27 protein-coding genes are annotated in these 26,833 nt (G+C 60.0%); 16 read left to right on the plus strand and 11 right to left on the minus strand.

What is annotated here, in order from left to right; translation table 11 throughout:
* Position 1: 1 nt before the first annotated feature.
* The 9 genes from EKA13_RS13540 (at position 2) to EKA13_RS13580 (ending at position 9,765) form a co-directional block, all read left to right on the plus strand.
* Positions 2–1,129 carry an acyl-CoA dehydrogenase gene (locus EKA13_RS13540; RefSeq protein WP_065759909.1) on the plus strand — a complete coding sequence of 376 codons (1,128 nt, stop codon included), beginning with the start codon at positions 2–4 and terminating at the stop codon, positions 1,127–1,129.
* A 14-nt stretch (positions 1,130–1,143) separates the two neighbouring features.
* Positions 1,144–1,917: an enoyl-CoA hydratase gene (locus EKA13_RS13545; RefSeq protein ID WP_065759910.1), complete on the plus strand. Its 774-nt coding sequence runs from the start codon at positions 1,144–1,146 to the stop codon at positions 1,915–1,917.
* A gap of 204 nt (positions 1,918–2,121) precedes the next feature.
* Entirely contained in the window at positions 2,122–3,642 is a 1,521-nt protein-coding gene (exaC, locus tag EKA13_RS13550) for an acetaldehyde dehydrogenase ExaC (protein WP_065759935.1), read from the plus strand.
* A 259-nt stretch (positions 3,643–3,901) separates the two neighbouring features.
* Positions 3,902–3,973: a pyrroloquinoline quinone precursor peptide PqqA gene (gene pqqA, locus EKA13_RS13555; protein ID WP_009394664.1), complete on the plus strand. Its 72-nt coding sequence runs from the start codon at positions 3,902–3,904 to the stop codon at positions 3,971–3,973.
* Between the two features lie 129 nt (positions 3,974–4,102).
* On the plus strand, positions 4,103–5,266 hold the full coding sequence (gene ercA / locus EKA13_RS13560) for an alcohol dehydrogenase-like regulatory protein ErcA (protein ID WP_065759911.1): 1,164 nt from the start codon (positions 4,103–4,105) through the stop codon (positions 5,264–5,266).
* A complete protein-coding gene (locus EKA13_RS13565) occupies positions 5,250–6,917 on the plus strand; it encodes a PAS domain-containing hybrid sensor histidine kinase/response regulator (protein WP_065759912.1) in 1,668 nt (555 codons plus the stop codon). Before ercA ends, EKA13_RS13565 begins: the two co-directional genes overlap by 17 nt.
* A gap of 335 nt (positions 6,918–7,252) precedes the next feature.
* On the plus strand, positions 7,253–7,657 hold the full coding sequence (locus EKA13_RS13570; protein WP_065759913.1) for a TraR/DksA family transcriptional regulator: 405 nt from the start codon (positions 7,253–7,255) through the stop codon (positions 7,655–7,657).
* A 548-nt stretch (positions 7,658–8,205) separates the two neighbouring features.
* A complete protein-coding gene (locus tag EKA13_RS13575) occupies positions 8,206–9,435 on the plus strand; it encodes a methyl-accepting chemotaxis protein (RefSeq protein WP_425415174.1) in 1,230 nt (409 codons plus the stop codon).
* Between the two features lie 114 nt (positions 9,436–9,549).
* A complete protein-coding gene (locus EKA13_RS13580) occupies positions 9,550–9,765 on the plus strand; it encodes a hypothetical protein (protein ID WP_065759915.1) in 216 nt (71 codons plus the stop codon).
* 10 nt (positions 9,766–9,775) lie between these two features.
* Here the strand turns inward: EKA13_RS13580 and EKA13_RS13585 are convergent, their stop codons facing one another.
* On the minus strand, positions 9,776–9,979 hold the full coding sequence (locus EKA13_RS13585) for a hypothetical protein (RefSeq protein WP_099775316.1): 204 nt from the start codon (positions 9,977–9,979) through the stop codon (positions 9,776–9,778).
* A 318-nt stretch (positions 9,980–10,297) separates the two neighbouring features.
* On the opposite strand from EKA13_RS13585, the gene EKA13_RS13590 reads away from it, so the two are divergent.
* A complete protein-coding gene (locus EKA13_RS13590) occupies positions 10,298–10,765 on the plus strand; it encodes a hypothetical protein (RefSeq protein ID WP_065759917.1) in 468 nt (155 codons plus the stop codon).
* Positions 10,762–10,971 carry a hypothetical protein gene (locus EKA13_RS13595; RefSeq protein ID WP_065759918.1) on the plus strand — a complete coding sequence of 70 codons (210 nt, stop codon included), beginning with the start codon at positions 10,762–10,764 and terminating at the stop codon, positions 10,969–10,971. Before EKA13_RS13590 ends, EKA13_RS13595 begins: the two co-directional genes overlap by 4 nt.
* A gap of 4 nt (positions 10,972–10,975) precedes the next feature.
* On the opposite strand, the gene EKA13_RS13600 is transcribed toward EKA13_RS13595, so the two are convergent.
* From EKA13_RS13600 to EKA13_RS13630, 7 genes are all read right to left on the minus strand, one after another.
* Entirely contained in the window at positions 10,976–11,341 is a 366-nt protein-coding gene (locus tag EKA13_RS13600; RefSeq protein ID WP_065759919.1) for a Na+/H+ antiporter subunit G, read from the minus strand.
* The gene (locus tag EKA13_RS13605) at positions 11,338–11,616 is read right to left on the minus strand and encodes a K+/H+ antiporter subunit F (protein ID WP_065759920.1); all 279 of its coding nucleotides are present in this window, start codon (positions 11,614–11,616) and stop codon (positions 11,338–11,340) included. Before EKA13_RS13605 ends, EKA13_RS13600 begins: the two co-directional genes overlap by 4 nt.
* The gene (locus EKA13_RS13610; protein WP_065759921.1) at positions 11,613–12,101 is read right to left on the minus strand and encodes a Na+/H+ antiporter subunit E; all 489 of its coding nucleotides are present in this window, start codon (positions 12,099–12,101) and stop codon (positions 11,613–11,615) included. The genes EKA13_RS13605 and EKA13_RS13610 overlap by 4 nt, the downstream gene beginning before the upstream one ends.
* Positions 12,098–13,777 (minus strand): monovalent cation/H+ antiporter subunit D, encoded by a 1,680-nt coding sequence (locus EKA13_RS13615; RefSeq protein WP_065759922.1) that lies wholly within the window; start codon positions 13,775–13,777, stop codon positions 12,098–12,100. Before EKA13_RS13615 ends, EKA13_RS13610 begins: the two co-directional genes overlap by 4 nt.
* The gene (locus EKA13_RS13620) at positions 13,774–14,118 is read right to left on the minus strand and encodes a Na+/H+ antiporter subunit C (RefSeq protein ID WP_065759923.1); all 345 of its coding nucleotides are present in this window, start codon (positions 14,116–14,118) and stop codon (positions 13,774–13,776) included. Before EKA13_RS13620 ends, EKA13_RS13615 begins: the two co-directional genes overlap by 4 nt.
* A complete protein-coding gene (locus EKA13_RS13625) occupies positions 14,118–17,030 on the minus strand; it encodes a monovalent cation/H+ antiporter subunit A (protein ID WP_065759924.1) in 2,913 nt (970 codons plus the stop codon). Before EKA13_RS13625 ends, EKA13_RS13620 begins: the two co-directional genes overlap by 1 nt.
* A gap of 150 nt (positions 17,031–17,180) precedes the next feature.
* Positions 17,181–18,122, minus strand: coding sequence for a DMT family transporter (locus EKA13_RS13630; RefSeq protein WP_065759925.1), 942 nt, complete (start codon positions 18,120–18,122; stop codon positions 17,181–17,183).
* A gap of 82 nt (positions 18,123–18,204) precedes the next feature.
* Here EKA13_RS13630 and EKA13_RS13635 point away from each other — a divergent pair, with 82 nt between their 5' ends.
* Entirely contained in the window at positions 18,205–18,768 is a 564-nt protein-coding gene (locus tag EKA13_RS13635; RefSeq protein ID WP_065759926.1) for a helix-turn-helix domain-containing protein, read from the plus strand.
* 15 nt (positions 18,769–18,783) lie between these two features.
* Here EKA13_RS13635 and EKA13_RS13640 read toward each other — a convergent pair whose 3' ends face one another.
* Complete coding sequence (locus tag EKA13_RS13640; protein ID WP_065759927.1) at positions 18,784–19,341, minus strand: cysteine hydrolase family protein; 558 nt, start codon at positions 19,339–19,341, stop codon at positions 18,784–18,786.
* Between the two features lie 106 nt (positions 19,342–19,447).
* Here EKA13_RS13640 and EKA13_RS13645 point away from each other — a divergent pair, with 106 nt between their 5' ends.
* From EKA13_RS13645 to EKA13_RS13660, 4 genes are all read left to right on the plus strand, one after another.
* Positions 19,448–20,428, plus strand: coding sequence for a GlxA family transcriptional regulator (locus EKA13_RS13645; RefSeq protein ID WP_065759928.1), 981 nt, complete (start codon positions 19,448–19,450; stop codon positions 20,426–20,428).
* A gap of 78 nt (positions 20,429–20,506) precedes the next feature.
* The gene (locus tag EKA13_RS13650; protein ID WP_065759929.1) at positions 20,507–21,928 is read left to right on the plus strand and encodes an FAD/NAD(P)-binding protein; all 1,422 of its coding nucleotides are present in this window, start codon (positions 20,507–20,509) and stop codon (positions 21,926–21,928) included.
* Positions 21,929–22,101: 173 nt separating this feature from the next.
* On the plus strand, positions 22,102–23,262 hold the full coding sequence (locus EKA13_RS13655; protein WP_065759930.1) for an aminotransferase class V-fold PLP-dependent enzyme: 1,161 nt from the start codon (positions 22,102–22,104) through the stop codon (positions 23,260–23,262).
* 57 nt (positions 23,263–23,319) lie between these two features.
* A complete protein-coding gene (locus EKA13_RS13660) occupies positions 23,320–25,128 on the plus strand; it encodes an aminopeptidase P family protein (protein WP_065759931.1) in 1,809 nt (602 codons plus the stop codon).
* Between the two features lie 61 nt (positions 25,129–25,189).
* On the opposite strand, the gene EKA13_RS13665 is transcribed toward EKA13_RS13660, so the two are convergent.
* Positions 25,190–25,471: a hypothetical protein gene (locus EKA13_RS13665; protein ID WP_065759932.1), complete on the minus strand. Its 282-nt coding sequence runs from the start codon at positions 25,469–25,471 to the stop codon at positions 25,190–25,192.
* Between the two features lie 183 nt (positions 25,472–25,654).
* Positions 25,655–26,542: a threonine/homoserine exporter RhtA gene (gene rhtA / locus EKA13_RS13670; protein ID WP_065759933.1), complete on the minus strand. Its 888-nt coding sequence runs from the start codon at positions 26,540–26,542 to the stop codon at positions 25,655–25,657.
* Between the last annotated feature and the right edge of the window lie 291 nt (positions 26,543–26,833).

Raw genomic sequence — 26,833 nt, forward strand, 5'->3', positions numbered from 1 at the left:
CATGTTAGTGAATGACGAACAACAGCAGATCAGCGACGCCGCCCGGCAGTTTGCCCAAGAGCGTCTGCGGCCCTTTGCTGAACAGTGGGACCGTGAGCACCGCTTCCCGAAAGAAGCCATGGTCGAAATGGCTGAACTGGGCTTCTTCGGCATGCTGGTGCCGGAGCAGTGGGGCGGTTGTGACACCGGTTACCTGGCTTACGCCATGGCCCTTGAGGAAATCGCTGCCGGTGATGGCGCCTGCTCGACCATCATGAGCGTGCACAACTCGGTGGGCTGTGTGCCGATCCTCAAGTTTGGCAATGACCAGCAGAAAGCCCAGTTCCTTACCCCGCTGGCCAGTGGCGCCATGCTCGGTGCGTTCGCCCTGACCGAGCCGCAGGCCGGTTCCGATGCCAGCAGCCTGAAAACCCGCGCCCGCCGTGATGGCGATCATTACGTACTGAATGGCTGCAAGCAGTTCATCACCTCCGGGCAAAATGCCGGTGTGGTGATCGTGTTTGCCGTGACGGATCCGGCAGCCGGCAAGCGCGGCATCAGCGCTTTCATCGTGCCGACGGATTCACCGGGCTACCAAGTCGCCAGGGTCGAAGACAAGCTGGGCCAGCATGCCTCCGACACCTGCCAGATCGTTTTCGATGACGTCCGCGTGCCGGTGGCCAACCGCCTCGGCGAGGAGGGCGAAGGCTACAAGATTGCGCTGGCGAACCTGGAGGGCGGGCGCATCGGCATTGCCGCGCAATCGGTGGGTATGGCCCGCGCAGCGTTTGAAGTGGCACGCGATTATGCCCGCGAGCGGCAAAGCTTCGGCAAACCGTTGATCGAGCATCAGGCTGTCGCATTCCGTCTGGCCGATATGGCAACGCGCATCGCCGTGGCGCGGCAGATGGTGCATCATGCCGCAGCCTTGCGTGATGCAGGGCGTCCGGCGCTGGTGGAAGCCTCGATGGCCAAACTGTTTGCTTCGGAAATGGCCGAGAAGGTCTGCTCCGATGCCTTGCAGACCCTGGGCGGTTATGGCTATCTGAGCGACTTCCCGCTGGAGCGGATCTACCGCGATGTGCGGGTTTGCCAGATCTACGAAGGCACCAGCGACATTCAGCGCATGGTCATTGCGCGTAATCTTTGAAGGGAGCCGTTTGCATGACGTACGAAACCATCCTGTTGGACATCCGTGACAAGGTCGGTCTGATCACCCTCAATCGGCCGCAGGCGCTCAATGCCCTGAACGCGCAGATCGTGAGTGAGATCAACCAGGCGCTGGACCAGCTCGAACGCGACCCGAACATCGGCTGCGTGGTGCTTACCGGCTCCCAGAAGGCCTTTGCTGCCGGTGCCGATATCAAGGAAATGGCCGACCTGCGTTACCCGCAGATCTACGTCGATGACCTGTTCAGCGACGCTGACCGTATCGCCAATCGCCGCAAGCCGATCATTGCTGCCGTCTCCGGTTTCGCCTTGGGTGGCGGTTGTGAATTGGCGATGATGTGCGACTTCATCCTTGCCGCTGACAACGCCAAGTTCGGCCAGCCGGAAATCAACCTGGGTGTGCTGCCGGGCATGGGCGGTACGCAGCGCCTGACGCGCGCCGTAGGCAAGGCCAAGGCTATGGAACTGTGCCTGACCGGTCGCCTGATGGGCGCTGAAGAGGCCGAGCGTGCGGGGCTGGTTGCCCGTGTCGTACCTCAGGCGGAGTTGCTCGACGAAGCGCTGAAGGTCGCTGCCGTTATCGCCAGCAAATCGATCCCGATGACCATGATGGTCAAGGAAAGCGTCAACCGCGCCTTTGAAGTCAACCTCACCGAAGGTGTGCGCTTCGAGCGTCGCGTGTTCCATGCTGCCTTCGCCACTGAAGACCAGAAAGAAGGCATGGCGGCTTTCATCGCCAAGCGCGAAGCACAGTTCAAGGACCGTTAAGGCGCCAACTCGCCGGCAAGGCCTGCTCCCGCACACATTGGGCGGTGGGAGCCAGGCCTTGCCAAGGTGCTACGACGCCTCCCAGACCTACTACCAAATAATGAGCCGCCCGCTGCCAACGGCTCATTCGCGGCTATCGACCTGCTGGCTAAGATCGAACCACTGCCTGCCCTTCGGCAGGCCTCGATCAGCAGAGGTTTGCGCATGATTTACGCAGCACCCGGCACCCCAGATGCCCTTGTCAGTTTCAAGCCCCGTTATGGCAACTACATCGGCGGTGAGTTCGTTGCGCCGTTGAGCGGCCAGTACTTCAGCAACAGCTCGCCGGTCAATGGCCAACTGATTGCGGAGTTTCCGCGCTCCAATGCGGCCGACATCGACCGTGCCCTGGACGCGGCCCATGCCGCTGCCGATGCCTGGGGGCGAACCTCGGTGCAGGACCGCTCGCGGATTCTGCTGCAGATTGCCGACCGTATCGAGCAGCACCTGGAAGTGCTTGCCATCAGCGAAACCTGGGACAATGGCAAGGCCATCCGTGAAACCCTGAATGCCGACGTACCCTTGGCCGCTGACCATTTCCGTTACTTTGCCGGCTGCATCCGTGCTCAGGAGGGTGGCGCCGCCGAGATCAATGACACTACGACGGCTTACCATTTCCACGAGCCGCTGGGTGTGGTCGGGCAGATCATCCCGTGGAACTTTCCGCTGCTGATGGCGGCCTGGAAGCTCGCGCCAGCGCTGGCCGCCGGTAACTGCATCGTGCTCAAGCCTGCTGAGCAGACGCCGCTGTCGATTACAGTGCTGGCCGAGCTGGTTGGCGACCTGTTGCCACCGGGCGTGTTGAATATCGTTCAGGGGTTTGGCCGTGAAGCGGGTGAGGCCCTGGCCACCAGCAAGCGCATCGCCAAGATCGCCTTCACCGGCTCCACCCCTGTGGGCTCGCACATTCTCAAATGTGCTGCCGAAAACATCATTCCGTCTACAGTGGAACTGGGCGGGAAATCGCCGAACATTTTCTTCGAGGACATCATGCAGGCCGAACCTGCATTCATCGAAAAGGCTGCCGAAGGCCTGGTGCTGGCGTTCTTCAACCAGGGTGAAGTCTGCACCTGCCCATCACGGGCGTTGGTTCAGGAGTCGATCTACGAGCCCTTCATGGCCGCGGTGATGAAGAAGATCGGCCAGATCAAACGCGGCAATCCGCTGGACACCGAAACCATGGTCGGCGCCCAGGCTTCAGAACAGCAGTACGAAAAGATCCTCTCCTACATGCAGGTCGCCCGCGAAGAAGGCGCCGAGGTGCTCACCGGTGGTGATCGCGAGCGTCTGGCCGGTGATTTGTCCCAGGGCTATTACATCCAGCCGACCCTGCTCAAGGGGCACAATGGCATGCGGGTGTTCCAGGAAGAAATCTTCGGCCCTGTCGTTGGTGTGACCACCTTCAAGGACGAGGCCGAAGCCCTGGCGATTGCCAACGACACCGAGTTTGGCCTCGGTGCTGGCGTCTGGACCCGTGACATCAACCGTGCCTACCGCATGGGCCGCGCGATCAAGGCCGGTCGCGTGTGGACCAACTGCTACCACCTGTACCCGGCCCATGCCGCATTTGGTGGTTACAAGAAGTCTGGCGTTGGCCGTGAAACCCACAAAATGATGCTCGACCATTACCAGCAGACCAAGAACCTGCTGGTGAGCTACGACATCAATCCGCTGGGCTTCTTCTAATTCACGTCCCTTTCAGCCGCTGGATACCTGGCATTTCTGTCAGTGTTCAGCGGCTGCTTTTTTGTGCTCCACTCAGTGCTCGCTTGACGAGATCTGCCCTTGGCAGGGCGCTCGCGTGTGCGCGGCGTATCTGAAGGGCTTGTTGAGGGTATGGCACCAAAGCGCTGCGCCGTTTGCTCCCAAAGTAGGAGGCGTGGTTTGCAGGGCAAGTGTTTAATGAAATCACCGCAATCCTGTGGTGCTAGAAGAGGATCGAGCTATGTGGAAAAAGCCTGCGTTCACTGATCTGCGTATTGGTTTTGAAGTGACGATGTACTTCGCCAACCGTTGATCCTTCTCCCGCCGGTCACTGGTTGCAGTGACCGGCGCGGCTTATCTTCGACGACCTTGACGGTCTGATTGCAATCCCGGTCCGATGCTTTAGGCTGGCGCTATCTTAAAAAAAACAAGAAGGCGTTGCATGAGCCCGAACCTGAGCCAGTTGCGTAAATTCGTCTCCCCGGAAATCATCTTCGGCGCCGGCTGTCGGCACCATGTGGCCAACTACGCCAAGACCTTTGGCGCACGCAAGGTGTTGCTGGTCAGCGACCCAGGTGTGATCGTGGCGGGGTGGGTGGCTGATATCGAAGCCAGCCTGCGTGAGCAAGGCATCGAGTACTGCCTGTACAGTGACGTGTCGCCCAATCCTCGGGTCGAGGAGGTCATGGCCGGCGCTGAGCGTTACCGCAGTGAGCAGTGCGATGTGATTGTCGCCGTCGGTGGCGGTAGCCCGATGGATTGCGCCAAGGGCATTGGCATCGTGGTCGCGCATGGGCGGCATATTCTGGAGTTTGAAGGGGTCGATACCATTCGCGTGCCGAGCCCGCCGCTGATCCTGATCCCGACCACGGCCGGCACCTCGGCGGATGTCTCGCAGTTCGTGATCATTTCCAACCAGCAAGAACGGATGAAATTCTCCATCGTCAGCAAGGCAGTGGTGCCGGATGTGTCGTTGATCGACCCGGAAACCACCCTGAGCATGGACCCGTTCCTTTCCGCCTGCACCGGTATCGATGCGTTGGTGCATGCCATCGAGGCTTTTGTCTCTACCGGCCACGGGCCGCTGACCGATCCCCATGCCCTGGAAGCGATGCGCCTGATCAACGGCCACCTGGTGCAGATGATTGCCAACCCCGGCGATATCGCTCTGCGCGAGAAGATCATGTTGGGCAGCATGCAGGCCGGGTTGGCATTTTCCAACGCCATTCTGGGGGCGGTGCATGCCATGTCCCATAGCCTGGGCGGTTTTCTCGACCTGCCGCATGGCTTGTGCAATGCGGTGTTGGTTGAGCACGTCGTGGCCTTCAACTACAGCGCCGCCCCCGAGCGTTTCAAAGTGATCGCCGAGACCCTCGGTATTGATTGCCGCGGTTTGAACCACAACCAGATTCGCCAGCGGCTGGTTGAGCACCTGATTGCCCTCAAGCATGCGGTGGGCTTCCATGAAACCCTTGGCCTGCACGGTGTTGGCCTGTCGGATATCCCGTTCCTGTCGCAGCATGCCATGGATGATCCATGCATTCTGACCAACCCGCGTGCCTCGAGCTTGCGTGATGTCGAGGTGGTGTATGGCGAGGCCCTCTGAACCTCGGGCCGATGCCCTTGCCGGGCTCCTAGGGCTGAGCAACCACACCGTTCGCAAGAGCCACTACCCGGAGTTGGCCGTGCGGCTGGAGGAGCTGGAGGCCGAGCGCAATCGTTACAAGTGGCTGTTCGAGCACGCGGTACACGGGATTTTTCAGGCCAGCCTGGACGATGGCCTGCGTGCCGCGAACCCGGCATTGGCACGTATGCTGGGTTACTCGGACCCTCAGGCTGTGTTGTTTGCTCGCAGAGACCTGGGAGGGCATTTGTTTGTCGGTGGGCCGACGGAGCTGTTGCAAATTACCCAGGTGTTGCAGCGCGACGGCGCCTTGCTGGGCTATGAGACACAGTTGCGTCGCCGTGATGGCAGCAGTATCGACGTGCTGATGAACCTGCTGCGTCGACCGGATGAAGAGGGCCTGGTGGAGGGCTTTGTTGCCGATATTACCGAGCGCAAGCAGGCTCAAGAGCGCATGCAACAGCTCAACGATGAACTGGAGCAGCGCGTCACCGAGCGTACCAATGAATTGATTGAGGCTCGCGATGCGGCCCAGGCCGCCAACCGTAGCAAGGACAAGTATCTGGCTGCGGCCAGCCATGACCTGTTGCAACCGTTGAATGCGGCGCGGCTGCTGATCTCTACCTTGCGTGAGCGACCGCTACCGGCCACCGAGCAGGTGTTGGTCGAACGCGCTCATCAGGCGCTGGAAGGCGCCGAAGACCTGCTTACCGATTTGCTCGATATCTCCCGGCTGGACCAGGCCGCGATCAAGCCGGACCTTGACCTGTATAGCCTCGATGAGGTGTTGGCCCCATTGGCGTCGGAGTTCCAGCCGGTAGCGGAGGCGGCAGGGCTGAGCTTGCGGGTGCGTAGCGGTCAGCGGGTGATTCATACCGATTTGCGCTTGTTGACGCGGATCCTGCGCAACTTCCTCAGCAATGCCTGCCGATACACCGAGCACGGACGTGTGTTGTTGGGGGCCAGGCGATGTGGTCATTACCTGCGACTTGAGGTGTGGGATAGCGGTAGGGGGATTGCAGCCGATCGCCTGGAGTCGATTTTTCTGGAGTTCAATCAGCTCGACGTTGGTCGTGCGGCTGATCGCAAGGGGGTTGGCCTGGGGTTGGCGATTGTCGAGCGTATTGCCCGCATACTCGACTGCCAGGTGCGTGTGCGTTCCTGGCCGGGGCGCGGCTCGGTATTCAGCATTGATGTACCGCTGACCCACGATTTGCCACGCCCACCGGCGGCAGCCGTGTTGCCGCAACCCAGTATCGGCAATCCATTGCCGGGGCGTCGTTTGCTGGTCCTGGACAACGAGCTGAGCATTCTCCAGAGCATGGCCTCGTTGCTTGGCCAGTGGGGGTGTGAGGTGCTGACTGCTACAGACCGTGAGAGCGCGCTGGAGGTGCTTCAGGGGCGTGAGCCGGAGCTGATCCTGGCGGACTACCATCTCGACCACGGAATAACAGGCTGTGATGTGGTCATGGACCTGCGGGCGCACTTTGGGCGGCCGATTGCCGCGGTGATGATCACTGCTGATCGTAGCGATCAGAGCCGTCTGGCGATGCAGCGCCTTGGGGCTCCGTTGTTGAGCAAACCGGTGAAACCGGGCAAGTTGCGTGCGGTGTTGAGTCAGTTGTTGGGGTAGTGTGCATTCACGTGAATGCACAAGAAATTGTTACAGTATCTGAACGGTTGGTTCCCGGGAGCCGGGGGCGGGTGCTGCCGTTTGTCTCTTGCAGTACGCCGGCTAGCCCTTTTATTTGCTATAAAGCCTGCGCTCTCGGGCCATCAGGTGACTATGACCCTTGGTTTTTTCGGGTGCATCCACTGTCTTTTATGTTGCTGAGTACGAATCTCGGCCTTAGACTGCCGCCCCCTGTAAATTGAGTGCCGGATGGTGCTTGAAGAATTCCGCTGAGCGCGCTCGTCGCGAGCAGCACCCGATTCGCCTTAATGCACGTATTTTTTATAGAGAAATCAATGACAAAGGAAAAGTTGCTGGCCATGCCGGCCGATGACTACATGAATGCCGAGCAACTGGCCTTCTTCACCGACTTGTTGCAGTCGATGAAGATCGAAACCCAGGAGCGTATCGAACAGAGCCGTGTAGCCATTGAAAGCCTGGACTCGCCTGCCGATCCTGCCGACGCTGCCTCGGTCGAAGAAGAGCGCCATTGGCTGGTCAACGCCATCGAACGTGATCAGCGCCTGCTGCCACAGCTGGAGATGGCACTGGGCCGAATTGCCGACGAAAGCTTCGGCTGGTGCGATGACAGTGGTGAGCCAATCGGCCTGAAGCGTCTGCTTATCAGCCCGACCACCAAGTACTGCATCGAAGCGCAAGAACGCCACGAGCAGATCGACAAGCACCAGCGTCAGATCTGACGTCAGTACGGGTGTAGCTCAAGGCCCCAGGGATCAAACCCCGGGGCCTTTGCGTTTCTTGTCCTGTATCAAGCACAGTCGTATTAGGTCCAAGGAAGCATAGATAATGGCTTTATAGTGGCGTTTAATGGCGTCACAAAAACGACAGTGTCTATGGAGCTTGAACCATGATGCGAGAAGGATCTCTGCCAGAGGCCATGCTAACACCGCGCCATTCACCCATTGCCAGGCAGGGGTGGGCGGGGGTCGCGCTGCAAAGTCTGGTACTGCTGGTGCTGTTGGCCGCGATGGCATTTGCCGGGCTGTCGTTCTATGTCTGCGCGCCACTGGCCTTGTTGACCCTGGTGCTGCCGCGTTTTCGCCGGCGCGAACCGGATGAAGTGCATCGTGCAGTCGATCCGCTCACTGAGCTGACCCGTGATCTTTCGCGCACTACCAGTCATAACGCCTTGTCGGCAGCGGGTGTGGCATTTTCTGTGAAGCAACTGGCCGGCAAGCTGCAATCGCAACTTGCTTCAGCCGCTCAGATTGTCAGTAGCGCACACGTCATGATCGATACTGAGCAAGCGACCTCGCACCTCAGCCAGCAGGCCTTGGCTGCCGCCCGTGAAGCACACCAGAGCAGTGCTGCCGGGCGTTCGGTGCTTGCGGAGTCGATCCAGCGGATGCATCAGTTGAGTGCCCGTGCCAGCGAGAGTCGCGAGTTGATCGAGGCCTTGCATCAGCGCAGTGAAGACATTGCGCGGGTCACCCTGGTGATTCACACCATTGCCAGTCAGACCAACTTGCTGGCCCTGAATGCGGCTATCGAGGCTGCCCGCGCCGGTGAGCATGGGCGCGGGTTTGCGGTCGTTGCCGATGAGGTGCGCGGCTTGGCCGGGCGAACGGCAACGGCAACTGAAGAGGTCGGGCTGATGGTTGCTGATATCCAGCAACGCACGGCCCAGGTCGTGGAGCAGATTCGTGAGTTGTCCGATGACCTGCACACGGGGGTCGATCAGGTGGAGCACACCGGTGAGCAACTCGACAGCATTGCCGGGCTGGCCGCGGGCGTAGAGCAGCAGATCAGCGAGATTGCCCAAGGTACAGAAACCAACCTGGGCCAACTCGACAGCCTGTTCCGCGCTGTCGAGCAAATGCGCAGCGACCTGCAGGTCAGCGACCAACAGACCCGGCAACTGGCCAAGGCTGCGGTGCAAATGGAAGGGCAGGCCGAGAGCATCAGTGAGCGCTTGGCTGAGGTCGGCCTGGACGAGTATCACCAGCGCATCTACGACCTGGCGCGCGAGGGGGCGCAGAAAATGGCCAGGCAGTTTGAGGCCGATGTCGCACAAGGCCGTATCAGTCTGGATGATCTGTTTGATCGGCACTATCAGGCGATCCCCGGTACTCGGCCCGTGCGTTATCGCACGCGCTTTGACCAGTACACTGACCAGGTTCTGCCGGCCATCCAGGAGCCTTTGCTGAAAGAGCACGAAGGCTTGGTGTTTGCCATTGCCTGCACGCAACAGGGTTATGTGCCAACGCACAACGCAGCGTTCAATCAGCCATTGACCGGCGATGAAGCGCTTGATACTGCGCATAATCGCAGCAAGCGCAAGTTCGATGACCCGACAGGCATTCGATGTGGCAGCCACCAACAGGCTGTTTTGTTGCAGACCTACACCCGCGATACCGGTGAGCTGATGCATGATCTGTCTGTGCCCATTGAGGTTCATGGGCGTCATTGGGGTGGCTTTCGCCTGGGTTACAAGCCGCAGGTGGCGGCTGTGGGCTGAGTGTTTTGTTGCGGCTGATGTAAAACTGCTATGCAGGCGATAGCTTTTTCCCGAGAGGAACGGGTTTTATCATGGCCCTATCGTTAGTTTGCTAATGACGTTCCGGAGGGAATCATGCATAGCAAGGTCGATGTAGCCGTGATGATCGGTTCTGGTGTGCCTGCATCGATGCAGGCACTTGGCAAGCGAGTATGTTGGGTGGTGCTGGTCAATGGCGAGCGTCGAGGCACCGCTTTTGCCAGCCGCAGCGAGGCTCAGGAATGCCGCGCCGCGTGGCTGGATCAGTTGAACAAGGCTGCCAGGGTGGGTGCGGCTCGCCACGCCTGCTGAGTGCACGCCTTCAGCGCTCAAGGTCACGCGCCAGTGCGCAGGCTTCCGTGTGCTGACGGCGAAAGCCTTTGACCCGCCCGGTGGTGTACTCGGTTATGTGAAAGAATCCGATACCTGCAGGTACCACGACGAAGCGGGGAGGCTTGGCAGGGTTTCGACTTTCTACACCACAATACGCGTTGGCCTCTCGACGGAATTCAGTGTTTTCGTGCATATTCAGCTTCCTGTAGTGCATGAGTGATTGTCAGGACACCCCCGCTGATGGGGCTGTTCTTTCAGCTATCGCATGTCTGATGCAATATTGCTGTCAGAAAAAGCTTCCTTGATTGAGGAAATCTGCTGAGAATTCGCCAAAAGGCTTATGCCGGCAGGAAATAGTTAACTTTCCTTCAGGCTTGGGTGTTTATCTGCACGGGATAATCATTCGCTAAACCACTACTATCTTAGCCATTCAAAACAACGTGCCTTGGCCATTGCGCGGCATTGCTGCCAGCGTTGGCAGGGGCGTGATCAGTCGTTGAGGAATTTTTCATTGGCAGTCAGCAATCTGGATATGCAGGCCCTGTTTGTGCTGGGCGATCTTCGGGCCAAGCTGGTCAAACAGTTTCAATCGCGTTTTGTCTATGTCACTGAACAAAGTGCCGAAGGCCTTTACATGGCCGAAATCGACACTGAAGAGGCGTTGGTCGTTGATGACAAGCAGCGTCTGGAGTTAAAGGTCGGCGACCACTTTCGCGCGGCGGTACTGCCCAGTCGTGAGGGCGGTAAGTTGGAAGTTCGATTCCGTGACATCAAACATACGGTTTATGGTCTGGGCGACTATGCCTTCGTATCGACCCCGGACGGCAACGGAATCGTGTTACGTGAAGGGCAGAGTGTGGTGCTGATATTTGCGGCCCATGCACAACTGCAGGAAGGCTTGAGCAAGATTCTCAAGGCGGCCACCGCCAAAGCGGCCAAGTGGCGCAAGGGCGAGATGACCTTCAAGGCCAGCGAATGACGGATGTCGGCACTGAACGGCGTGGTCGGGCCGAGTTTCATGCGCAGCACCAGGCGCAGGCGCGCGAATTGGCTGAACAATGGCTTGCGCAGCGTGCACAACTTAAGGCCGCCTGGCTTGATTGGGTTGCCGCGCAACTCTACCAACTAAGCCCGCCGGAGTTTGCTTCGATGGTTCGACGTGAGCTGCAACGCCTTAGCACGTGATCTATCAGTTACCCCTGTCGCGCCCGCTACTGATCTCTTCCGGCACAGGCTCATTCGCCATGCGTTTGCGGAAAAGTGCCGCTCGCGCCAGCAGCAGTGTGGTGACCGGTACGGTAATCGAAAGCAGGATCGGGATCAGCCAGGCATGTAGAATCGGCATGTGCTTGAGGCCGGAAAAGTACAGGATCGAGGCCAGGGCGACACACCAGGTCCCCAGCGTCGAGGCAAGGGCTGGTGGGTGCATGCGCTGAAAGAACGTCTTCATGCGCAGGAGGCCGAATGCGCCTATCAATGCAAACACACTGCCGGTTAGCAGCAGTGCCGCGGTAGCCAGTTCAAGCCAGAATGGCAATGCATTGAACTCGCTCATTCGATCACCTCACCGCGCAGCAGGAATTTGGCCAGGGCGAACGAGCCGACAAAGCCGAACAGCGCGATCAGTAGCGCGCCTTCAAAGTAGGTATCACTGGCGTAGCGAATGCCCAGCACCAGCATCATCAGCATGGCCAGGATGTACAGGTAGTCCAGCGCCAGTACCCGGTCTTGCGCCGATGGGCCTCGGAACAGCCTGACCAAGGTCAAGGCCATGGCCATGGCGAAAATGAACAGGCTGGCGAGAATGGCGTTGGCGAGCAGGCCTGTCATTCGAAGATCTCCATCAGCGGGCGTTCGTAGGTGTGCTTGAAGTGCTCGATGAATTGCGTTTCGTCGTCCAGATCAAAGACATGCAGTAACAAGACACTGCGGTCCAGCGCCAGCTCCGACCAGATGGTGCCAGGGACCACCGTTGTGATCATCGACAAGGCTGCTAGCCCGTGAGCATCGCGCAAGTCCAGTGGAATGCGCACGAAGGCCGACCGTGGTGGGCGCTGGCCGGCAGTCAGGACACTGCGAGCCACTTGCAGGTTGGAGCTCAGCACATCCAGACCAACCCGCAGGATCAGGCGTACGATGGTCGCAGGTTTGCGAATGCTCACTGACTGTGGTCGCAGGGGGGCCATCAGTAGCGGTGCGAGCACGCCAAGCAGCGCGCCCAGCAACAGGTTGCCGGGGCTTATCGAAAGGTTCAATACCAGCCACAGCAACCACAGCGCCAGCGATATCAGAGGGGCAGGGAGCAGGCGCTTCATGGCTGCACCCCCTCAGGTACAGCCAGCGGGCCTGCCACTGGCCGTGTAGCGAACACCGCAGAAATGTACTGCTGCGGGTTCTGCAGGCCGTTCGCAGTGTCCTGCGTGTAGCGTAACAGTGGCTCGGCCTGGATGCTGAGGAGTACGCACAAGCCGAGCAGGGCAACAATCGGCAGGCATTCCAGGCGCCTTAGTACTGGCGAAGGGCGTTCCTGTGGTGTCCAGAAGCGCTTGATGCCGACGCGCGCCAGGGCAATCAGTGATGCCAGGCCCGAGAGCACCAGCAGTGCCAGCAGTGTCCAGCCGGTCATCGGCAACGGCTGTTCGGTCGTGATGCCGAGGCCTTGCGGGTTGAGCAGGGCGCTGATCAGGTTCAGCTTGCCGATGAAACCCGATAGCGGTGGCATGCCGATCACCAGCAGGGCGCAGGCGATGAAGCTCAGGCCGAGAAACGCCATGGCCCAGGGGATGACCTGGCCGACAACGGCCTTCTGATCATCGTCCAGGTTGATGCCTTTGGGCAGTTGGGGTGGCTCGGGTGGCGCCGGCAGGGTGTCGCCGTCGTCGTCCAGCGGAATCTCGTTGACCGAACGAGAGCGTTCGATCAGTTCCGCAAGCAGGAACAGTGCGCACAGCGCCAGCGTCGAGCTGACCAGATAGAACAGCGCCGCTGCGGTCAGGGCGGGTTGCCCGAAGCCTATCGCGGCCAGCAGCGTACCTGCCGAGACCAGGATGCTCAGGCTGGCCATACGTTCAAGACGCTGGGCGGCGAGTATCAACAGTGCGGCACAACCCAGGGTTGCGAGGCCGCCGTACACCAGCCATTCACCACCGAAGAATGAAGAGTCGCCGGCTTGCCCGGAAAACAGCAAGGTCCAGAGACGCAACACGGTGTAGATGCCGACCTTGGTCATGATTGCGAAAAGTGCGGCCACGGGGGCGCTTGCTGCCGAGTACGCCGGTACCAGCCAGAAATTCAACGGCCAGATGCCGGCCTTTGCCAGAAAGGCGATGGCCAGAATCGCGGCGCCAGCGTGCAGCAAGCCTCGGTCGGCCTCAGGCACCAGTGGGATCTTGACCGCCAGGTCGGCCATGTTCAGGGTGCCGGTAACGCCATAGAGCATCGCTGCGCCAATCAGGAACAGCGATGACGCGACGAGGTTGATGGCAATGTAATGCAGGCCGGCCTTGACCCGTGCCCGTCCCGAGCCGTGCAGGATCAAGCCATAGGATGCCGCCAGTAGCACCTCGAAAAAGACGAACAGGTTGAACAGGTCTGCCGTCAGGAAGGCCCCGTACAGCCCCATCAGCTGGATCTGGAAGAGGGCATGGAAACTGGCTCCGGCGCTGTCCCAGCGGGCCATGGCGTAGAGCAGCGCGCTAAGCCCGACAATGCCGGTCAACACCAGCATCATTGCCGCGAGGCGGTCGACTACCAGCACGATGCCGAACGGTGCGGGCCAGTTCCCGGGCAGGTAAACACCCATCGAACTGGCATGCCCCTGTGTGTGTACCCACACCAGTAGCATCACGGAAATGCCCAGGCCAAGCAGGGTTGAAACCAGGTTGATACGGGCCTTGAGTGGCCGTCGCTTTTCGCCGAGCAGCAGCATCAGCGCTGCGGTCATCAGAGGCAGCAGGATGGGGGCGACGATCAGTTGGTTCATCGCATTCATTCACTCGGCTCCCGGCCATCGACGTGGTCAGTGCCGGTCAAGCCACGTGACGCCAGCAGTACGACCAGAAACAAGGCGGTCATGGCGAAGCTGATGACGATTGCCGTCAGTACCAGGGCTTGGGGCAGCGGGTCGGTGTAGTTGAACAGGTCCTGCGGTACGCCGTCCTTGATGATCGGCTCCTTGCCAATGAACAGGCTGCCCATACTGAAGATGAACAGGTTGACGCCATAGGACAACAGGCACAGGCCCATCACTACCTGGAAGGTCCGTGGCCGCAGTATCAGCCATACACCTGAGGCGGCGAGTACACCGATGGCAATTGCAATGACTTCTTCCATCAGGCGGCTCCTGGTTGAGGGTTTTTCACGTGGCCACCGGGGCGATGGCTACGTACCGACTGGTGCGCCAGCGCGGTAAGGATCAGCAGGGTTGAACCGACTACGACCGTGAACACGCCGATATCGAAAAACAGTGCGCTGGCCACATGCAAGTCACCGATCACCGGCAGGTGAAGGTGGGCGGTGTGGGTGGTCAGGAAGGGGTAGCCCAGTAGCATTGCACCCACCCCGGTGAGGGTGGCGCAGAGCAGGCCGGTGCCCATCCAGCGCAGCGGGCGCAGGCTCATTTGTGCTTCAACCCACTGGGTGCCGGCGACCATGTACTGGAGGATGAAGGCTACCGACATCACCAGACCGGCAACGAAGCCGCCGCCCGGCTGGTTGTGCCCGCGCATGAACAGGTACATCGACACCACCAGGGCAATCGGCAGCAGCAGGCGAACCAGGGCGGCGGGCACCATCATGAAGCCCAGTGCCGTATCGGCGGCGTGCCGTGGGTTGACCAGGTCGGTGACCACGTCCGGCGCCAGCAGACGCTGTTGTGCGGGTAACTCGATACTTTCGCGTGGCGGTCGGAAACGTCGCAGCAGGGCAAACACCGCGAGTGCCACGGCAACCAGCACGGTGATTTCGCCCAAGGTATCGAAGCCGCGGAAATCCACCAGCATCACGTTGACGACGTTGCTGCCACCGCCCTCGGGCAGTGCCCGGCTCAGGTAGAACGAGGAGATGTCGTTGGGGGTAGGCCGGGTCAGCATGGCGTAGGACAGCAGGGCCATGCCGGTACCGACCAGCACTGCCAGCACCAGGTCGCGCAGGCGTCGCAGGCGGGCACGCTCCTGGCTGCCCAGGGGCGAGACGCCCTCGATCCGGCGTGGCAGCCAGCGCAGGCCCAGCAGGATCAGGATCGTGGTGACCACTTCCACGACCAGTTGGGTCAGCGCCAGGTCGGGTGCCGAGAACCAGACGAAGGTGATACAGGTCATCAGGCCACATACGCTGACCATGGTCAGGGCGGCCAGTCGGTGATACTTGGCTTGCCAGGCCGCACCAAGGGCGCAGGTAATTGCGATCAGCCAGAGGGCCACGAATACACCTGAGCCCGGGATCTTCGGCCGATCACCCCAACTCAGGCCACTGTGCAGCATGGGCAGCAGGCCTGCGAGGAACGCGGCCAGTACCAGCATGAACAGTTGCTTTTGCAAGCGTCGGGTCGTGAGCAAGCGCTCGGCGCGGCGGGCCATGCGCATCAGCAGTACCTGGCAGCGTTCAAATAGTCGCTTGCCGTTGAAACGCTCGATGAAGGGTGGATGGGCAATGCGGCCGAGCTTGAACTGGTTGCGCAGCAACAGGTACAGCACGATGCCGCCCGCCATGGCAATCAGGCTCATGATCAGTGGTGCATTCCAGCCGTGCCAGATTGCCAGGCTGTATTCAGGCAGGGTGCCGCCGACTACAGGCAAGGCGGCCGCAGCAAGCAGGGGGCCTACGGACTGGGCTGGAAAAATACCCACCACCAGGCAGGTCAGTACCAGGAGCTCGACCGGTGCACGCATCCAGCGCGGTGGCTCATGCGGCGTGTGGGGCAGGTCGGTGGCCTGCGGCCCGAAAAATACATCCACCGTGAAGCGCAGGGCGTAGGCCACGCTGAAGGTACCGGCCAGTGTCGCGATAACCGGCAGGGTCGTTTCGACCCAGGCAGTGGAGGAAATGAACACGGTTTCGGCGAAGAACATTTCCTTGGACAGAAAGCCGTTGAGCAATGGCACGCCAGCCATCGAAGCACTGGCAACCATGGCCAGCGTCGCGGTAAAGGGGATCAGGCGAAACAGCCCGCTGAGTTTGCGAATGTCACGGGTGCCGCTCTCGTGATCGATGATCCCGGCCGCCATGAACAATGAGGCCTTGAAAGTTGCATGATTGAGAATGTGGAACACTGCCGCGACGGCCGCCAATGGGCTGTTAAGCCCGAGCAGCAGGGTGATCAAGCCCAGGTGGCTGATGGTCGAATAGGCCAGCAGGCCCTTGAGGTCATTCTGGAACATCGCCGTGTAAGCGCCCAGCAGCAAGGTGCAGGCGCCCGCGCCGCTGACGATCCAGAACCATTGTTCGCTGCCGGCCAGCGCCGGCCAAAGCCTTGCGAGCAGGAACACCCCGGCTTTGACCATGGTAGCGGAGTGCAGGTAGGCCGATACGGGCGTCGGCGCTGCCATGGCATGGGGAAGCCAGAAGTGGAAGGGGAATTGTGCGCTTTTGCTCAGGGCGCCCAGCAGGATGAGGGGCAGCAGTACCGGGTAGAGGGCATGGCTACGTATCTGATCACCGGCAGCCAGCACCGTGTCCAGGTCGTAGCTGCCGACCACATGGCCGAGCAGCAGCACCCCTGCCAGCAGGCACAGGCCGCCAGCTCCGGTAACCATCAAGGCCATATAGGCCCCGCGTCGTGCATCGCTGCGATGATGCCAGTAACCGATCAGCAGGAAGGAGAACAGGCTGGTCAGTTCCCAGAAGAATACGATCTGGATCAGGTTGCCGGAAATCACCAGGCCGAGCATGGCCCCCATGAACGCCAGGAAAAAGGCGAAAAAGCGCGGTACCGGGTCCTGAGGGGACATGTAGTAACGGGCATAGAGCGAGACCAGCGTGCCGATGCCAAGCACCAGCAGGGAGAACAGCCAGGCGAAGCCATCCAGGCGCAAGACCAGGTTCAGCCCAAGGCTGGGCAGCCAGCGCACTTCTTCGCGAATGATGCCGCCATCGGCAATCTGAGGGTACAGCAGCGCCACCTGTACGCTGCCGACAAGTGCAACAAGACCTGCCAGTAGTGACTCACTGTTACGCGCGTTATGCGGCAGGACAGCCGCCAGACAGCTGCCGATGAATGGCAGAAGCAGCAGAACTATCAAGGACATGGGTTTCTAATCTGCAGGAGTTTGTAAGGGATCATACGTGCCGGACCGTCGATCACCAACCTGCAAGCTGTCGCAGAATCCTACAAGAACGGTGCATTAAACTATTTTTTTATAACAGTTTTTTTCAGGGATGGCGTGAAGCCTGCTGCCTCAACCCGGTTCGCGCTCTTGTTCGCGTACCTCTTCCTCGACGGACTTCTCCTCTCGACGTTTGACCTTCAATTCGCTGACCACTACCGCAATGACGATGAGCAATGCACCGACCAGCGCGGCGCCCGGCAGGCGCTCTCCCGCCAGCCGTCCGAAGACGCCGCCCCACACGGGTTCGCCCGCGTAGATGAGGGTGGCGCGGGTAGGCGAAACCGATTTCTGTGCCCAGTTCATTGCCACCTGGATGGCTGCGCTCATCGCGCCCAGGCCGACAGCGCTGAGCACCAGTAGCCAGGAAAAGTCTGGCAATGCTTCCTGGGTCGGAACAATCATCAGGAATGACAGGGCCGAGGCCGTTGCCAGTTGTACGACAGTGACGCGGCGCACATCGACCTTGCCAGCAAAGCGGCTGATCAGAATGATCTCGGCTGCAATGGCGACCGCGCTGACCACCGTGGCGATCTCGCCGGGACTGAACTGCAACGAACGGCCGTTCGGGCCTGCCAGCAGCATGAGCCCGATGAATGCCAGGCTGATGCCGATGCTTGGCATGAGCCCGGGGCGACGGCCCAGAATCACCCATTGAAGCAAGGGCACGAATGGCACATACAAGGCTGTGATAAACGCCGATTGGCTGCTGCTGATGGTTTGCAGGCCAACTGTCTGCAGGCCATAGCCAAGCATGATGGAGACGCCAATCAAGAAACCGGCCTTGAGTTCGGTGGTGGTCAGGCCGGACAGCGAGCGGGCCGATACCATGGCAACGAACAGTGCGGCAGCCGCAAAACGCAGGCCCACGAAGAACATCGGGCCACTCACGGTCATCACCTTGTGCACGAGCAGAAAAGTGCCGCCCCAGAGGACAGTGATGAAGATCAGTACCCACTCGGCTTTGCTTGGCCGGAAGGACACGGTCGCGTGTTGCGGGGCGCTTGAGGTCATGGTCTTGCACACGAATGATGGGCGACGCACAATGCGCCAAAGTGGGCAGTATACTGCGCACACTCTACCAGCGAGCAATATAGTGCACAAAGATTCGAATCACAGGGCGTCTGTGTTGCAGCACGTCAGTCAGAACATCCGTCGCCTGCGTCATGCTGCCGGCCTCAGCCAGACTGCACTGGCGGAAAAATCGGGTGTGAGTCGTCGCATGCTGGTTGCCATCGAGGCTGGCGAAAAGAACGTCAGCCTGACGACACTGGATCGAATAGCCGAAGCACTTGATGTCGCATTCAGCGATTTGATCCAGGCACCGGACAATCGCGATCCCAGTCGAATCAACGAACTGGCCTGGACGGGCGTTCATCCGGGCAGCAAGGCGATTCTGTTGGCCAGCTCCGCGGCCAGCCGCGAGGTCGAGTTGTGGGAGTGGCGCCTGGAGCCCGGCGAAGTGTACCCCTCCGAGGCCGATGCTGACGGGTGGAGCGAGCAACTCTACGTATTTGAAGGTTGCCTGACCTTGTTGATCGAGGATCAGGTACACAGCCTGGCCGCTGGCGAATTTTTTACCTTCGCCAGCAACCGGATGCACGTCTATCGCAACGATGGTGAGGTGGCGGTACGCTTCGTACGCAATGTCGTGATCTGAGCGCTGCCCGGTAGGTCAGTCGCGTTGGGCGTCGAGGTATTCGGCTGTCGACACGACCTGCGCATAACCGAATGCCAGCGACGCCATATAGGCGGCATGCACCTGCTCAGCGGGTACTGTCATATCGTTGAACACCAGTGCGCGGGTAGCGCAGGCATCGTGAATGACTGTGGTCGCGTAGCCAAAGTCGGCCGCCGCGCGTGCTGCCGCGTCGATGCACATATGACTCATGCTGCCGACCAGGGTAATGGCGCTGACGTGGTGATCATCCAGCAGTGCCTTGAGCTCGGTATCCAGGAAGGCATTTACCTTATGCTTGAGAACCACCGGTTCATTTGCCTGGTTTTCTGCCTTGGGATGTATCTGAGCACCCTCTGAGCCGGGCGTGAAGAACGGTGCGTCCGCGGACTCGAACTCATGGCGCACGTGAACCACCAGGTCGTTCCGGGCCCGCGCTGCTGCCAATACCTGTGCTGCGTTATCGGCAGCAGACTCGACACCGTCGAGGGGCCATTTGCCGCCGGGAAAATAGTCGTTCTGAATATCAATGACGATCAGCGCGTGTCGGGTCATGTCGCTTTCCTTGTACTGGGAGTGGTTGTGACGTGGCGATAGTTATAGGCTTGATCGACAGGCTTGCAGATTGGCGCAACCGACAAATTGGCTGGAAAAACTGACAATGACTACCGTACGCGACACGCTGGAGATCGGCATTCTGGTGTACCCGGGCGCGCAGATGGCGGCCGTGCAGGGTGTTACCGACTTGCTGGCGGTCGCGAATCGCATGTCCGTCGAGCTCGGCGCGCTGGAGCGGCCGTTGTTGCGTGTCACTCACTGGTGTGAGGTCGATGGCGGAGGGCTGGCGGTCAGCTTTGATACGCATCCGCAGCGCGCTCACCAGCCGCGCGCCATTATCATTCCGCCAAGCCTCACCCAGGCGCCGGATCCTGAGTTGCTTGAGCGGTTCTGTGGCGACCTCAGGCAGTGGCACCGTGAGGGCGCCGTGCTGGTGTCGGTATGCGTCGGGGTGTTCTTTATTGCGGCAAGCGGCTTGCTCGACGGCCGCCCGGCAACCACGCATTGGAACTTTGCGCCATCCCTGGCTCAGCGCTTTCCACAGGTGAAGGTCGAGACCCATTTGCCGTTGCTGGATGACGGCGACATTATTACTTCCGCAGGGTTGATGGCCTGGACCGAGCTGGGTTTGAACCTGGTCGATCGCTTTCTGGGGGCTACCTTGGCGACGGAAACCGCCCGGTTCCTGGCCGTGGAACGGGTGGTGACCGGGCAGCGTCCAGGCAGTGTCTTCAGCCCCTGCCTGGACCATGGAGACGAAGCGATTCTCAAGGTTCAGCACTGGTTGCAAGGCACCGGCGCCAAGGATGTCAGCCTCGAAGGGATGGCCGGTTATGCCGGCCTTGAGGAGCGTACCTTTCTGCGCCGTTTTCGTCGTGCTACCGGACTGAAACCGACCGAGTACTGCCAGCAGGTTCGCGTCGGGCGCGCGTGTCGCATGCTGGAGTTCACCAATCGCAATGTCGAGCAGATTGCCTGGGGTGTCGGGTATCAAGACCCTGGGGCTTTCCGCAAAGTGTTCCACAAGGTCATGGGGTTGGCGCCGAGTGACTATCGCAAGCGCTTTGGCGCGCCGTCGGCATGAACCTACTTTAGTACCGGTGTGGCTGCGTTTGCCGCCGTTTGCCGCTTATCATCCAGATAATTGCGCAAGGAGACGCGAATGCACGCACCATACGCTGCGACGTACCCGGATACAGTCATTGATGTACTCATTGTTGGGGGTGGCCTCAGTGGCGCGATGCTTGCTGCGCAACTGCTACGCCAGCCTGGTCAACGACGTATCGTCGTCGTTGAACCTCGGCCCGAGCTTGCTCGTGGCGAGGCCTACAGTGCGACTGAACCAGGGCATACCCTCAATGGCAATGCCGCGCGGATGAGTGTCGACCCAGATAACCCCGATGACCTGACCCAGTGGCTTACGCAGTGTATTCGGGAGGGCGGTTGGCCTGAGTCTGCCGAGCAACAGGTACCGATTGCCGAGTTGTTTCCGCCCCGTGGCCTGTTCGGCTGTTATGCGCGCCAACGTCTGGCTGACGCTGAGGTCATAGGTGCGCGTTCAGGCTCCAGAGTCGAGCACTTGCGTAGCGAGGTAGACGACCTGCACGTCGACAACGAGGGCGTGCTTATACAGTGTGCCGACGGGCGCCGGCTGCGGGCTGAGCGCGCTGTGCTGGCTACGGGCATGTTTACTGCCGCACGTACCCCGCGCCTTGGTGCAGAGGCGTTGGAGCAGACCACCCTTGACCCTTGGGATGTCTCGGCCATGCGTGGGCTTGATCCTCAAGGGCGAGTGTTGATCATCGGCTCCGGCCTGACCATGATCGATGCGTTGGTGTCGTTGCAGCAGGCTGGGCATCGGGGACCTATCGAGGTGTTTTCCCGCCATGGCCTGCTACCCCATGTCCGTCGGCAGCCCCCGACCTGGGTCGACTTCCTGGCAACTGACCCTGGCTTGCGCAGCCCCCGCCAACTGCTTCGAGCTGTACGTGAACAATGCCGCTTGGCGATTGCTCAGGGTGTCGACTGGCAGGCGCCGCTGGATACCGTCCGACAACATATCGCCAGGCTCTGGAGCCAGGCCAGCGATCGTGAGCGGCGCCAGTTTGTGCGTCATGTACGGCCCTGGTGGGAGAGTCATCACCACCGTTCAGCGCCGCCTGGCGCGGCATTGCTCCAACGTCTGCGTGACGAGGGGCGCTTGCGCATTCATGCTGCCTCTTGGCAAGGCGTCGACGCTGTTGAGGGCGAGGCGGTGGGTATTCGTTTGCGTTTCCGCGGTCAGCAGGCGACGACGCGTGTGACGGGGGCGGCACTGATCAATTCAATGGGTATCGAATACGATTGGCGCCGTGTTGATCGGCCCCTGCCGCAAAACCTGCTGGCGCGTGGCCTTGTTCAGCCGGGGCCACTGGCGCTGGGCATTGCTGCCAACCCGGACGGCGCTGTGCTGGATGCTCAAGGGCATGCCAGTGAGCGCTTGTTCGCCATTGGGCCGCCGTTGCGCGGTATGTGGTGGGAAAGTACTGCTGTCACTGATGTGGCGCTGCAGGCGAAAGCCTTGGCGCAGCGCTTGGCGATGTGACCTCACTGAGGTTTGCTGTCAGGTGTCAGTGATGCCAATATTGGAATATAAATATAATAATTAATAATTTATTGTTCTAATAGGTCTCGAGGCACTATCCAGGTGAACTTACCAGGAAGGATTGGCGTAGTGCTCGCTCTGCAGCGGCGCGGCGCCAAGCAAGGGCTTGACCTATGAGCAATCTACCGTTGTATTTCGACTACGCCGCCACGACACCTGTCGACGAGCGGGTCATTCAGGTGATGGTCGAGTATCTGGGCGTATCTGGAAATTTTGGCAACCCCGCGTCCAGTTCTCATTGTTATGGGCAGCAGGCCCGTCAGGCGGTGGAGCGAGCGCGTGCTCAGGTTGCCAGTCTGGTGCGCGCTAAACCCGAGCAGATCGTCTGGACGTCCGGTGCTACCGAGTCGAACAACCTGGCACTCAAGGGCCTGGCTCAGGGGCGCAGTGGCGGGCATATCATCACCAGCCTGATCGAACACAAAGCTGTGCTTGATAGTGTCAGGCAACTTGAACTGGCCGGGTTCGAGGTCACCTGGCTGGCGCCGGATGCTCAAGGGCTCATTACGCCGCAGGCCGTTGCGGGTGCGCTGCGAGACGATACCTTTCTGGTTTCGCTGATGCTGGTCAATAACGAACTGGGAACGCTCAACGATGTGCAGGCCATTGGCGAACACGTGCGTGGTCATGGTGCATTCCTGCATGTCGATGCGGCCCAGGCGGCCGGCAAGGTCGAGATCGATCTGGCGCGTTGGCCGGTGGACCTGGTGTCCTTCTCTGCGCATAAGGTCTACGGTCCGAAAGGTATCGGGGCATTGTATGTCGGTGAGCGTGCTCGCCCCGCGCTTCAGGCTCAAGTGCATGGCGGCGGGCATGAGGGTGGGTTGCGCTCAGGAACGTTGGCGACCCATCAAATCGTGGCGATGGGCGCGGCCTTCGCGTTGGCCGGCGAACTGTTTGACGACGAGCTTGCACGCATCAGGCGCTTGCGTACTCGCTTGCTGGAGCAGTTGGCTGGCGTGCCGGGGCTAGGCTTGAACGGAAGCCCCCAGCAGCGCATTGCTCATACGTTGAGCCTGACCTTTGCCGACAATAGCGTCGACCTGCACGCTCTGGCCACGCGATTGGCATTCTCCTCCACGTCGGCATGCAATTCAGCCAGCAGTGCAGCGTCGCATGTGCTGCTCGCCCTTGGGCATGACGAGCAAGCCGCGCGCCGAACCCTTCGCCTGAGCCTGGGGCGCTACACCAGTGAGGCCGACATCGACCAGGCTGCAGCGGCCATCAAGGCGTCATCGCAGGCAGCACCCTTCTGGGCAGTTGCCCAGGGCTGAGGGCTGTTCCATTATCTGCGACCAAGACCAATGGATGTCGTGGTAGCAGGAGTCAGCATGAACAGTCAGTCTTCAACGCAGGTGGCAGTAACGACGCGTTTGGCGCGTATGCGCGACGTGATGAGCCGGGAAGGTGTCGATGCGCTGTTGGTGCCGTCGGCCGACCCGCATCTTTCCGAGTACCTGCCAGGGTATTGGCAGGGACGGCAGTGGCTCTCCGGTTTTCATGGCTCGGTGGGGACGCTGATCATCACAGCGGATTTCGCTGGTCTTTGGGTGGATAGCCGCTACTGGGAGCAGGCCGAAAAAGCGTTGAGTGGCAGTGGTATCGTGCTGATGAAGTTGCTGCCCGGCCAGCCCGGCCCGCTGGACTGGCTCGCTGAGCAGGCGCCTGAGGGCGGTGCAGTTGCTGTCGATGGTACCGTCATGGCATTGGCATCAGCCCGGCAACTGGAGGCGCGACTCAAACTGCGCAATGTGCGGTTGTTGGCAGATAAAGACTTGTTGCTTGACGTGTGGGATGAGCGCCCGCCATTGCCAGCCAACCCGGTTTACCCACATCTGCCACCGTATGCGACGGTCAGTCGGGTGCAAAAGTTGGAAAACCTGCGTCAGACGCTTCAGGCGCGTGGCGCCGACTGGCATTTCCTCGCCACGCTGGATGACATTGCCTGGCTGTTCAACCTGCGCGGCAGTGATGTCTCTTACAACCCGGTGTTTGTGTCGTTTGCCTTGGTCAGCCAGGAGAAGGCAATCCTGTTCGTGGCCCTGAACAAGGTCGACGAAAACCTGCGTCAGGTGCTCGAAGCCGATGGTGTTCATTTGCGGGACTACACCACAGCAGGTGCGGCTTTGGCCGAAATTGCCCCAGGCTGCTCGTTGTTGATTGATCCAGCCAAGGTCACTCTCGGTCTTGTGGCGAACCTGAACAACGATGTGCGGCTTGTGGAGGAGATCAATCCGACGACCCTGGCCAAATCGCGCAAAAGTGAAGCTGATCTGGCTCACGTCCGCCAGGCCATGGAGCAGGATGGTGCGGCGTTGTGCGAGTTTTTTGCCTGGTTCGAGTCGGCGTTGGGGCGTGAGCGCATCACGGAAGTGACCGTTGACGAAAAGCTGGGCGCGGCTCGAGCCCGTCGCCCCGGTTTCGTCTCGCCCAGCTTTGCGACGATTGCCGCCTTCAACAGTAATGGTGCCATGCCGCATTACCGGGCAACCGAGGAATCCCATGCAACAATCGAGGGGGATGGGCTGCTGTTGATCGACTCAGGTGGACAGTACCTGGGCGGTACCACCGACATTACGCGGATGGTGCCCATCGGTTCGCCAAGCGTCGAACAGAAGCAGGACTGCACGCGCGTACTCAAGGGTATGATCGCGCTTTCACGTGCGCGGTTTCCGCGTGGGGTGCTTTCACCCCTGCTCGACGCCATTGCACGGGCGCCACTTTGGGCTGAGCATGTCGACTATGGGCATGGCACCGGGCATGGCGTTGGCTACTTCATGAATGTGCACGAGGGCCCACAGGTCATTGCCTATCAGGCTGCGCCTGCACCGCAGACGGCAATGCAAGCGGGCATGATTACCTCGATTGAACCGGGAACCTACAGGCCAGGGCAGTGGGGCGTCCGTATCGAGAACCTGGTGTTCAACCGGGAGTCGGGGAAGAGCACGTTTGGTGACTTCCTCGAATTTGAAACCCTGACGTTGTGCCCGATTGATACGCGTTGCTTGCTGCCTGAGTTGCTGAGCGCCGAGGAGCGGCAGTGGCTCAACGCGTATCACGACGAGGTGTGTCAGCGATTGTCGCCTTTGCTCGGAGGCGATGCGCTGCAATGGTTGCAGGTGCGCACGGCGGCAATCTGATTGATTGACCGTGCAGCAACGGTAGAAGGTCGCCTGAGGGTAGCCTTCTACCGTGTCCGGGTCAGCGGCAGATCACGATCATGCTGCGGCTGGTGTATCCCGCCGGGTTTATTCCAAAGACAAAATCCCCAGGCTCTCCTTCATCATCGCCAGATTTTGCGAGGACTTTATAGCCTTTGCTGCCGCATGAGCTTTCGGCTTTGCTGTAGCACTTGCTCCACGATGACGACAGGCCGGAACAATTGATGTGCAGCCCTTTTTTCCCGCGCTTGACCTCTGTCTTGGCGGTCGCGGCACAGCCTGCGATGGCCAAAATGGCTAGGATGAGCAAAATTCGTTTCATTCCTGTCCTTACTGCGTGCCCGAGCCTTCGAGCCGTCTACATAGCCGATGCATCCTTCCTGGCGCCTACAGCATCCTTGTCTGATAAATGAAAAACTTCAAGCTTGGCGTCAGGTTACAGCTTAAAGATGGCAGGTATTCGACACAATGACCTGCATCGATTTAGATGAAAGTATTTCTCATGTCAGTCGGCTGCAACCAAGGGTTGCGGCTCTCTACGCAAGGACAGTGTGGCGCCAGCAGACGCGGTGATGATCGCCGCGATGGCCAGCCACTGGGTCAGGCTGAGCACCTCATTGAGGAACAGCAGGCCGGAAAGCGCGCCAAAGGCTGGCTCGATGCTCATTAGTGTGCCAAAGGTCTTGGCAGGCATTCTGGTCAGTGCCACCATCTCCAGGCTGTAGGGCAGGGCGGTGGAGAGGATCGCGACGCCAATTGCTACGGGGATGAGTGCAGGGGATAGCAAGTCGGTGCCTGCATGCGCAATGCCGAAGGGCGCTACGACGAAAGCGGCGATCACCACCCCCAGCGCGGCAGTCTGAATGCCATTATCGGCGCCGGCTTTCTGGCCATACAGAATATAGAGTGCCCAGCAGACGCCCGCCCCCAATGCATAGCAGGCGCCGACCAGATCGATGCCCGTACCTGTCTGGCCCACCGGGATAAGCAGCGCCAAACCCAGCACGGCAAGAGCAATCCAGAGGAAGTCTACCGCGCGCCGTGATGCGTAGAGCGCTACCGCCAGAGGGCCGGTGAACTCCAGGGCTACGGCGATGCCAAGCGGCACGGTGCGTAACGACATATAGAAGAGGAGGTTCATCCCACCCAGTGCCGCGCCATAGATCAACACTGTCTTGAGTGTGCTGGCGTTTAGCTTGGCGCGCCAGGGGCGCAGCAACAGCAGCATGATCACGCTGGCGAATATCAGGCGCAGTGTGGTCGTGCCTTGTGCCCCGATAAGGGGGAACAGGCTCTTGGCCAGCGAAGCGCCAGACTGGATCGAGGCCATGGCAATCATTAGCAGTGCAATGGGGAATAGGGTTGTCGCCAGGCTGCGGGGTTGGGCATTCATGCTGCGGACGATGTCCTTTCTATATATAGGCTGAGGGGGTCGTCGTATGATGCGCGAACCCTTTACCAATGAGCAATATAGTGCGCATCTTTCTTTTATCGGTTGTTTTCAATAATACGGCTTGACGCCTCGTTTCATCTCTCTATAATGCGCACCTCTACCGGCGCAGTCGAAACGGAAAACTCCTTGGTAATCAATGAGTTATATGTTTAAGGATGGTGCTGGAAGTGCTTCGGTCGAATAGGTCGGCAGCGGTGAAAAAGGTGGTTGACAGCGAGTTGAAACGCTGTA

It is taken from the genome of Pseudomonas defluvii, assembly GCF_001695625.1.
In the GTDB taxonomy this organism is placed as follows: domain Bacteria; phylum Pseudomonadota; class Gammaproteobacteria; order Pseudomonadales; family Pseudomonadaceae; genus Aquipseudomonas; species Aquipseudomonas defluvii.

Excerpts from the sequence above, each read along its gene's own strand:
- EKA13_RS13540 (WP_065759909.1), top strand. The coding sequence starts at position 2 with ATGTTAGTGAATGACGAACAACAGCAGATCAGCGACGCCGCCCGGCAG.
- EKA13_RS13545 (WP_065759910.1), top strand. The coding sequence starts at position 1,144 with ATGACGTACGAAACCATCCTGTTGGACATCCGTGACAAGGTCGGTCTG.
- exaC (WP_065759935.1), top strand. The coding sequence starts at position 2,122 with ATGATTTACGCAGCACCCGGCACCCCAGATGCCCTTGTCAGTTTCAAG.
- ercA (WP_065759911.1), top strand. The coding sequence starts at position 4,103 with ATGAGCCCGAACCTGAGCCAGTTGCGTAAATTCGTCTCCCCGGAAATC.
- EKA13_RS13565 (WP_065759912.1), top strand. The coding sequence starts at position 5,250 with ATGGCGAGGCCCTCTGAACCTCGGGCCGATGCCCTTGCCGGGCTCCTA.
- EKA13_RS13570 (WP_065759913.1), top strand. The coding sequence starts at position 7,253 with ATGACAAAGGAAAAGTTGCTGGCCATGCCGGCCGATGACTACATGAAT.
- EKA13_RS13575 (WP_425415174.1), top strand. The coding sequence starts at position 8,206 with ATGATCGATACTGAGCAAGCGACCTCGCACCTCAGCCAGCAGGCCTTG.
- EKA13_RS13580 (WP_065759915.1), top strand. The coding sequence starts at position 9,550 with ATGCATAGCAAGGTCGATGTAGCCGTGATGATCGGTTCTGGTGTGCCT.
- EKA13_RS13585 (WP_099775316.1), bottom strand. The coding sequence starts at position 9,979 with ATGCACGAAAACACTGAATTCCGTCGAGAGGCCAACGCGTATTGTGGT.
- EKA13_RS13595 (WP_065759918.1), top strand. The coding sequence starts at position 10,762 with ATGACGGATGTCGGCACTGAACGGCGTGGTCGGGCCGAGTTTCATGCG.
- EKA13_RS13600 (WP_065759919.1), bottom strand. The coding sequence starts at position 11,341 with ATGAGCGAGTTCAATGCATTGCCATTCTGGCTTGAACTGGCTACCGCG.
- EKA13_RS13605 (WP_065759920.1), bottom strand. The coding sequence starts at position 11,616 with ATGACAGGCCTGCTCGCCAACGCCATTCTCGCCAGCCTGTTCATTTTC.
- EKA13_RS13610 (WP_065759921.1), bottom strand. The coding sequence starts at position 12,101 with ATGAAGCGCCTGCTCCCTGCCCCTCTGATATCGCTGGCGCTGTGGTTG.
- EKA13_RS13615 (WP_065759922.1), bottom strand. The coding sequence starts at position 13,777 with ATGAATGCGATGAACCAACTGATCGTCGCCCCCATCCTGCTGCCTCTG.
- EKA13_RS13620 (WP_065759923.1), bottom strand. The coding sequence starts at position 14,118 with ATGGAAGAAGTCATTGCAATTGCCATCGGTGTACTCGCCGCCTCAGGT.
- EKA13_RS13625 (WP_065759924.1), bottom strand. The coding sequence starts at position 17,030 with ATGTCCTTGATAGTTCTGCTGCTTCTGCCATTCATCGGCAGCTGTCTG.
- EKA13_RS13630 (WP_065759925.1), bottom strand. The coding sequence starts at position 18,122 with ATGACCTCAAGCGCCCCGCAACACGCGACCGTGTCCTTCCGGCCAAGC.
- EKA13_RS13640 (WP_065759927.1), bottom strand. The coding sequence starts at position 19,341 with ATGACCCGACACGCGCTGATCGTCATTGATATTCAGAACGACTATTTT.
- EKA13_RS13645 (WP_065759928.1), top strand. The coding sequence starts at position 19,448 with ATGACTACCGTACGCGACACGCTGGAGATCGGCATTCTGGTGTACCCG.
- EKA13_RS13650 (WP_065759929.1), top strand. The coding sequence starts at position 20,507 with ATGCACGCACCATACGCTGCGACGTACCCGGATACAGTCATTGATGTA.
- EKA13_RS13655 (WP_065759930.1), top strand. The coding sequence starts at position 22,102 with ATGAGCAATCTACCGTTGTATTTCGACTACGCCGCCACGACACCTGTC.
- EKA13_RS13660 (WP_065759931.1), top strand. The coding sequence starts at position 23,320 with ATGAACAGTCAGTCTTCAACGCAGGTGGCAGTAACGACGCGTTTGGCG.
- EKA13_RS13665 (WP_065759932.1), bottom strand. The coding sequence starts at position 25,471 with ATGAAACGAATTTTGCTCATCCTAGCCATTTTGGCCATCGCAGGCTGT.
- rhtA (WP_065759933.1), bottom strand. The coding sequence starts at position 26,542 with ATGAATGCCCAACCCCGCAGCCTGGCGACAACCCTATTCCCCATTGCA.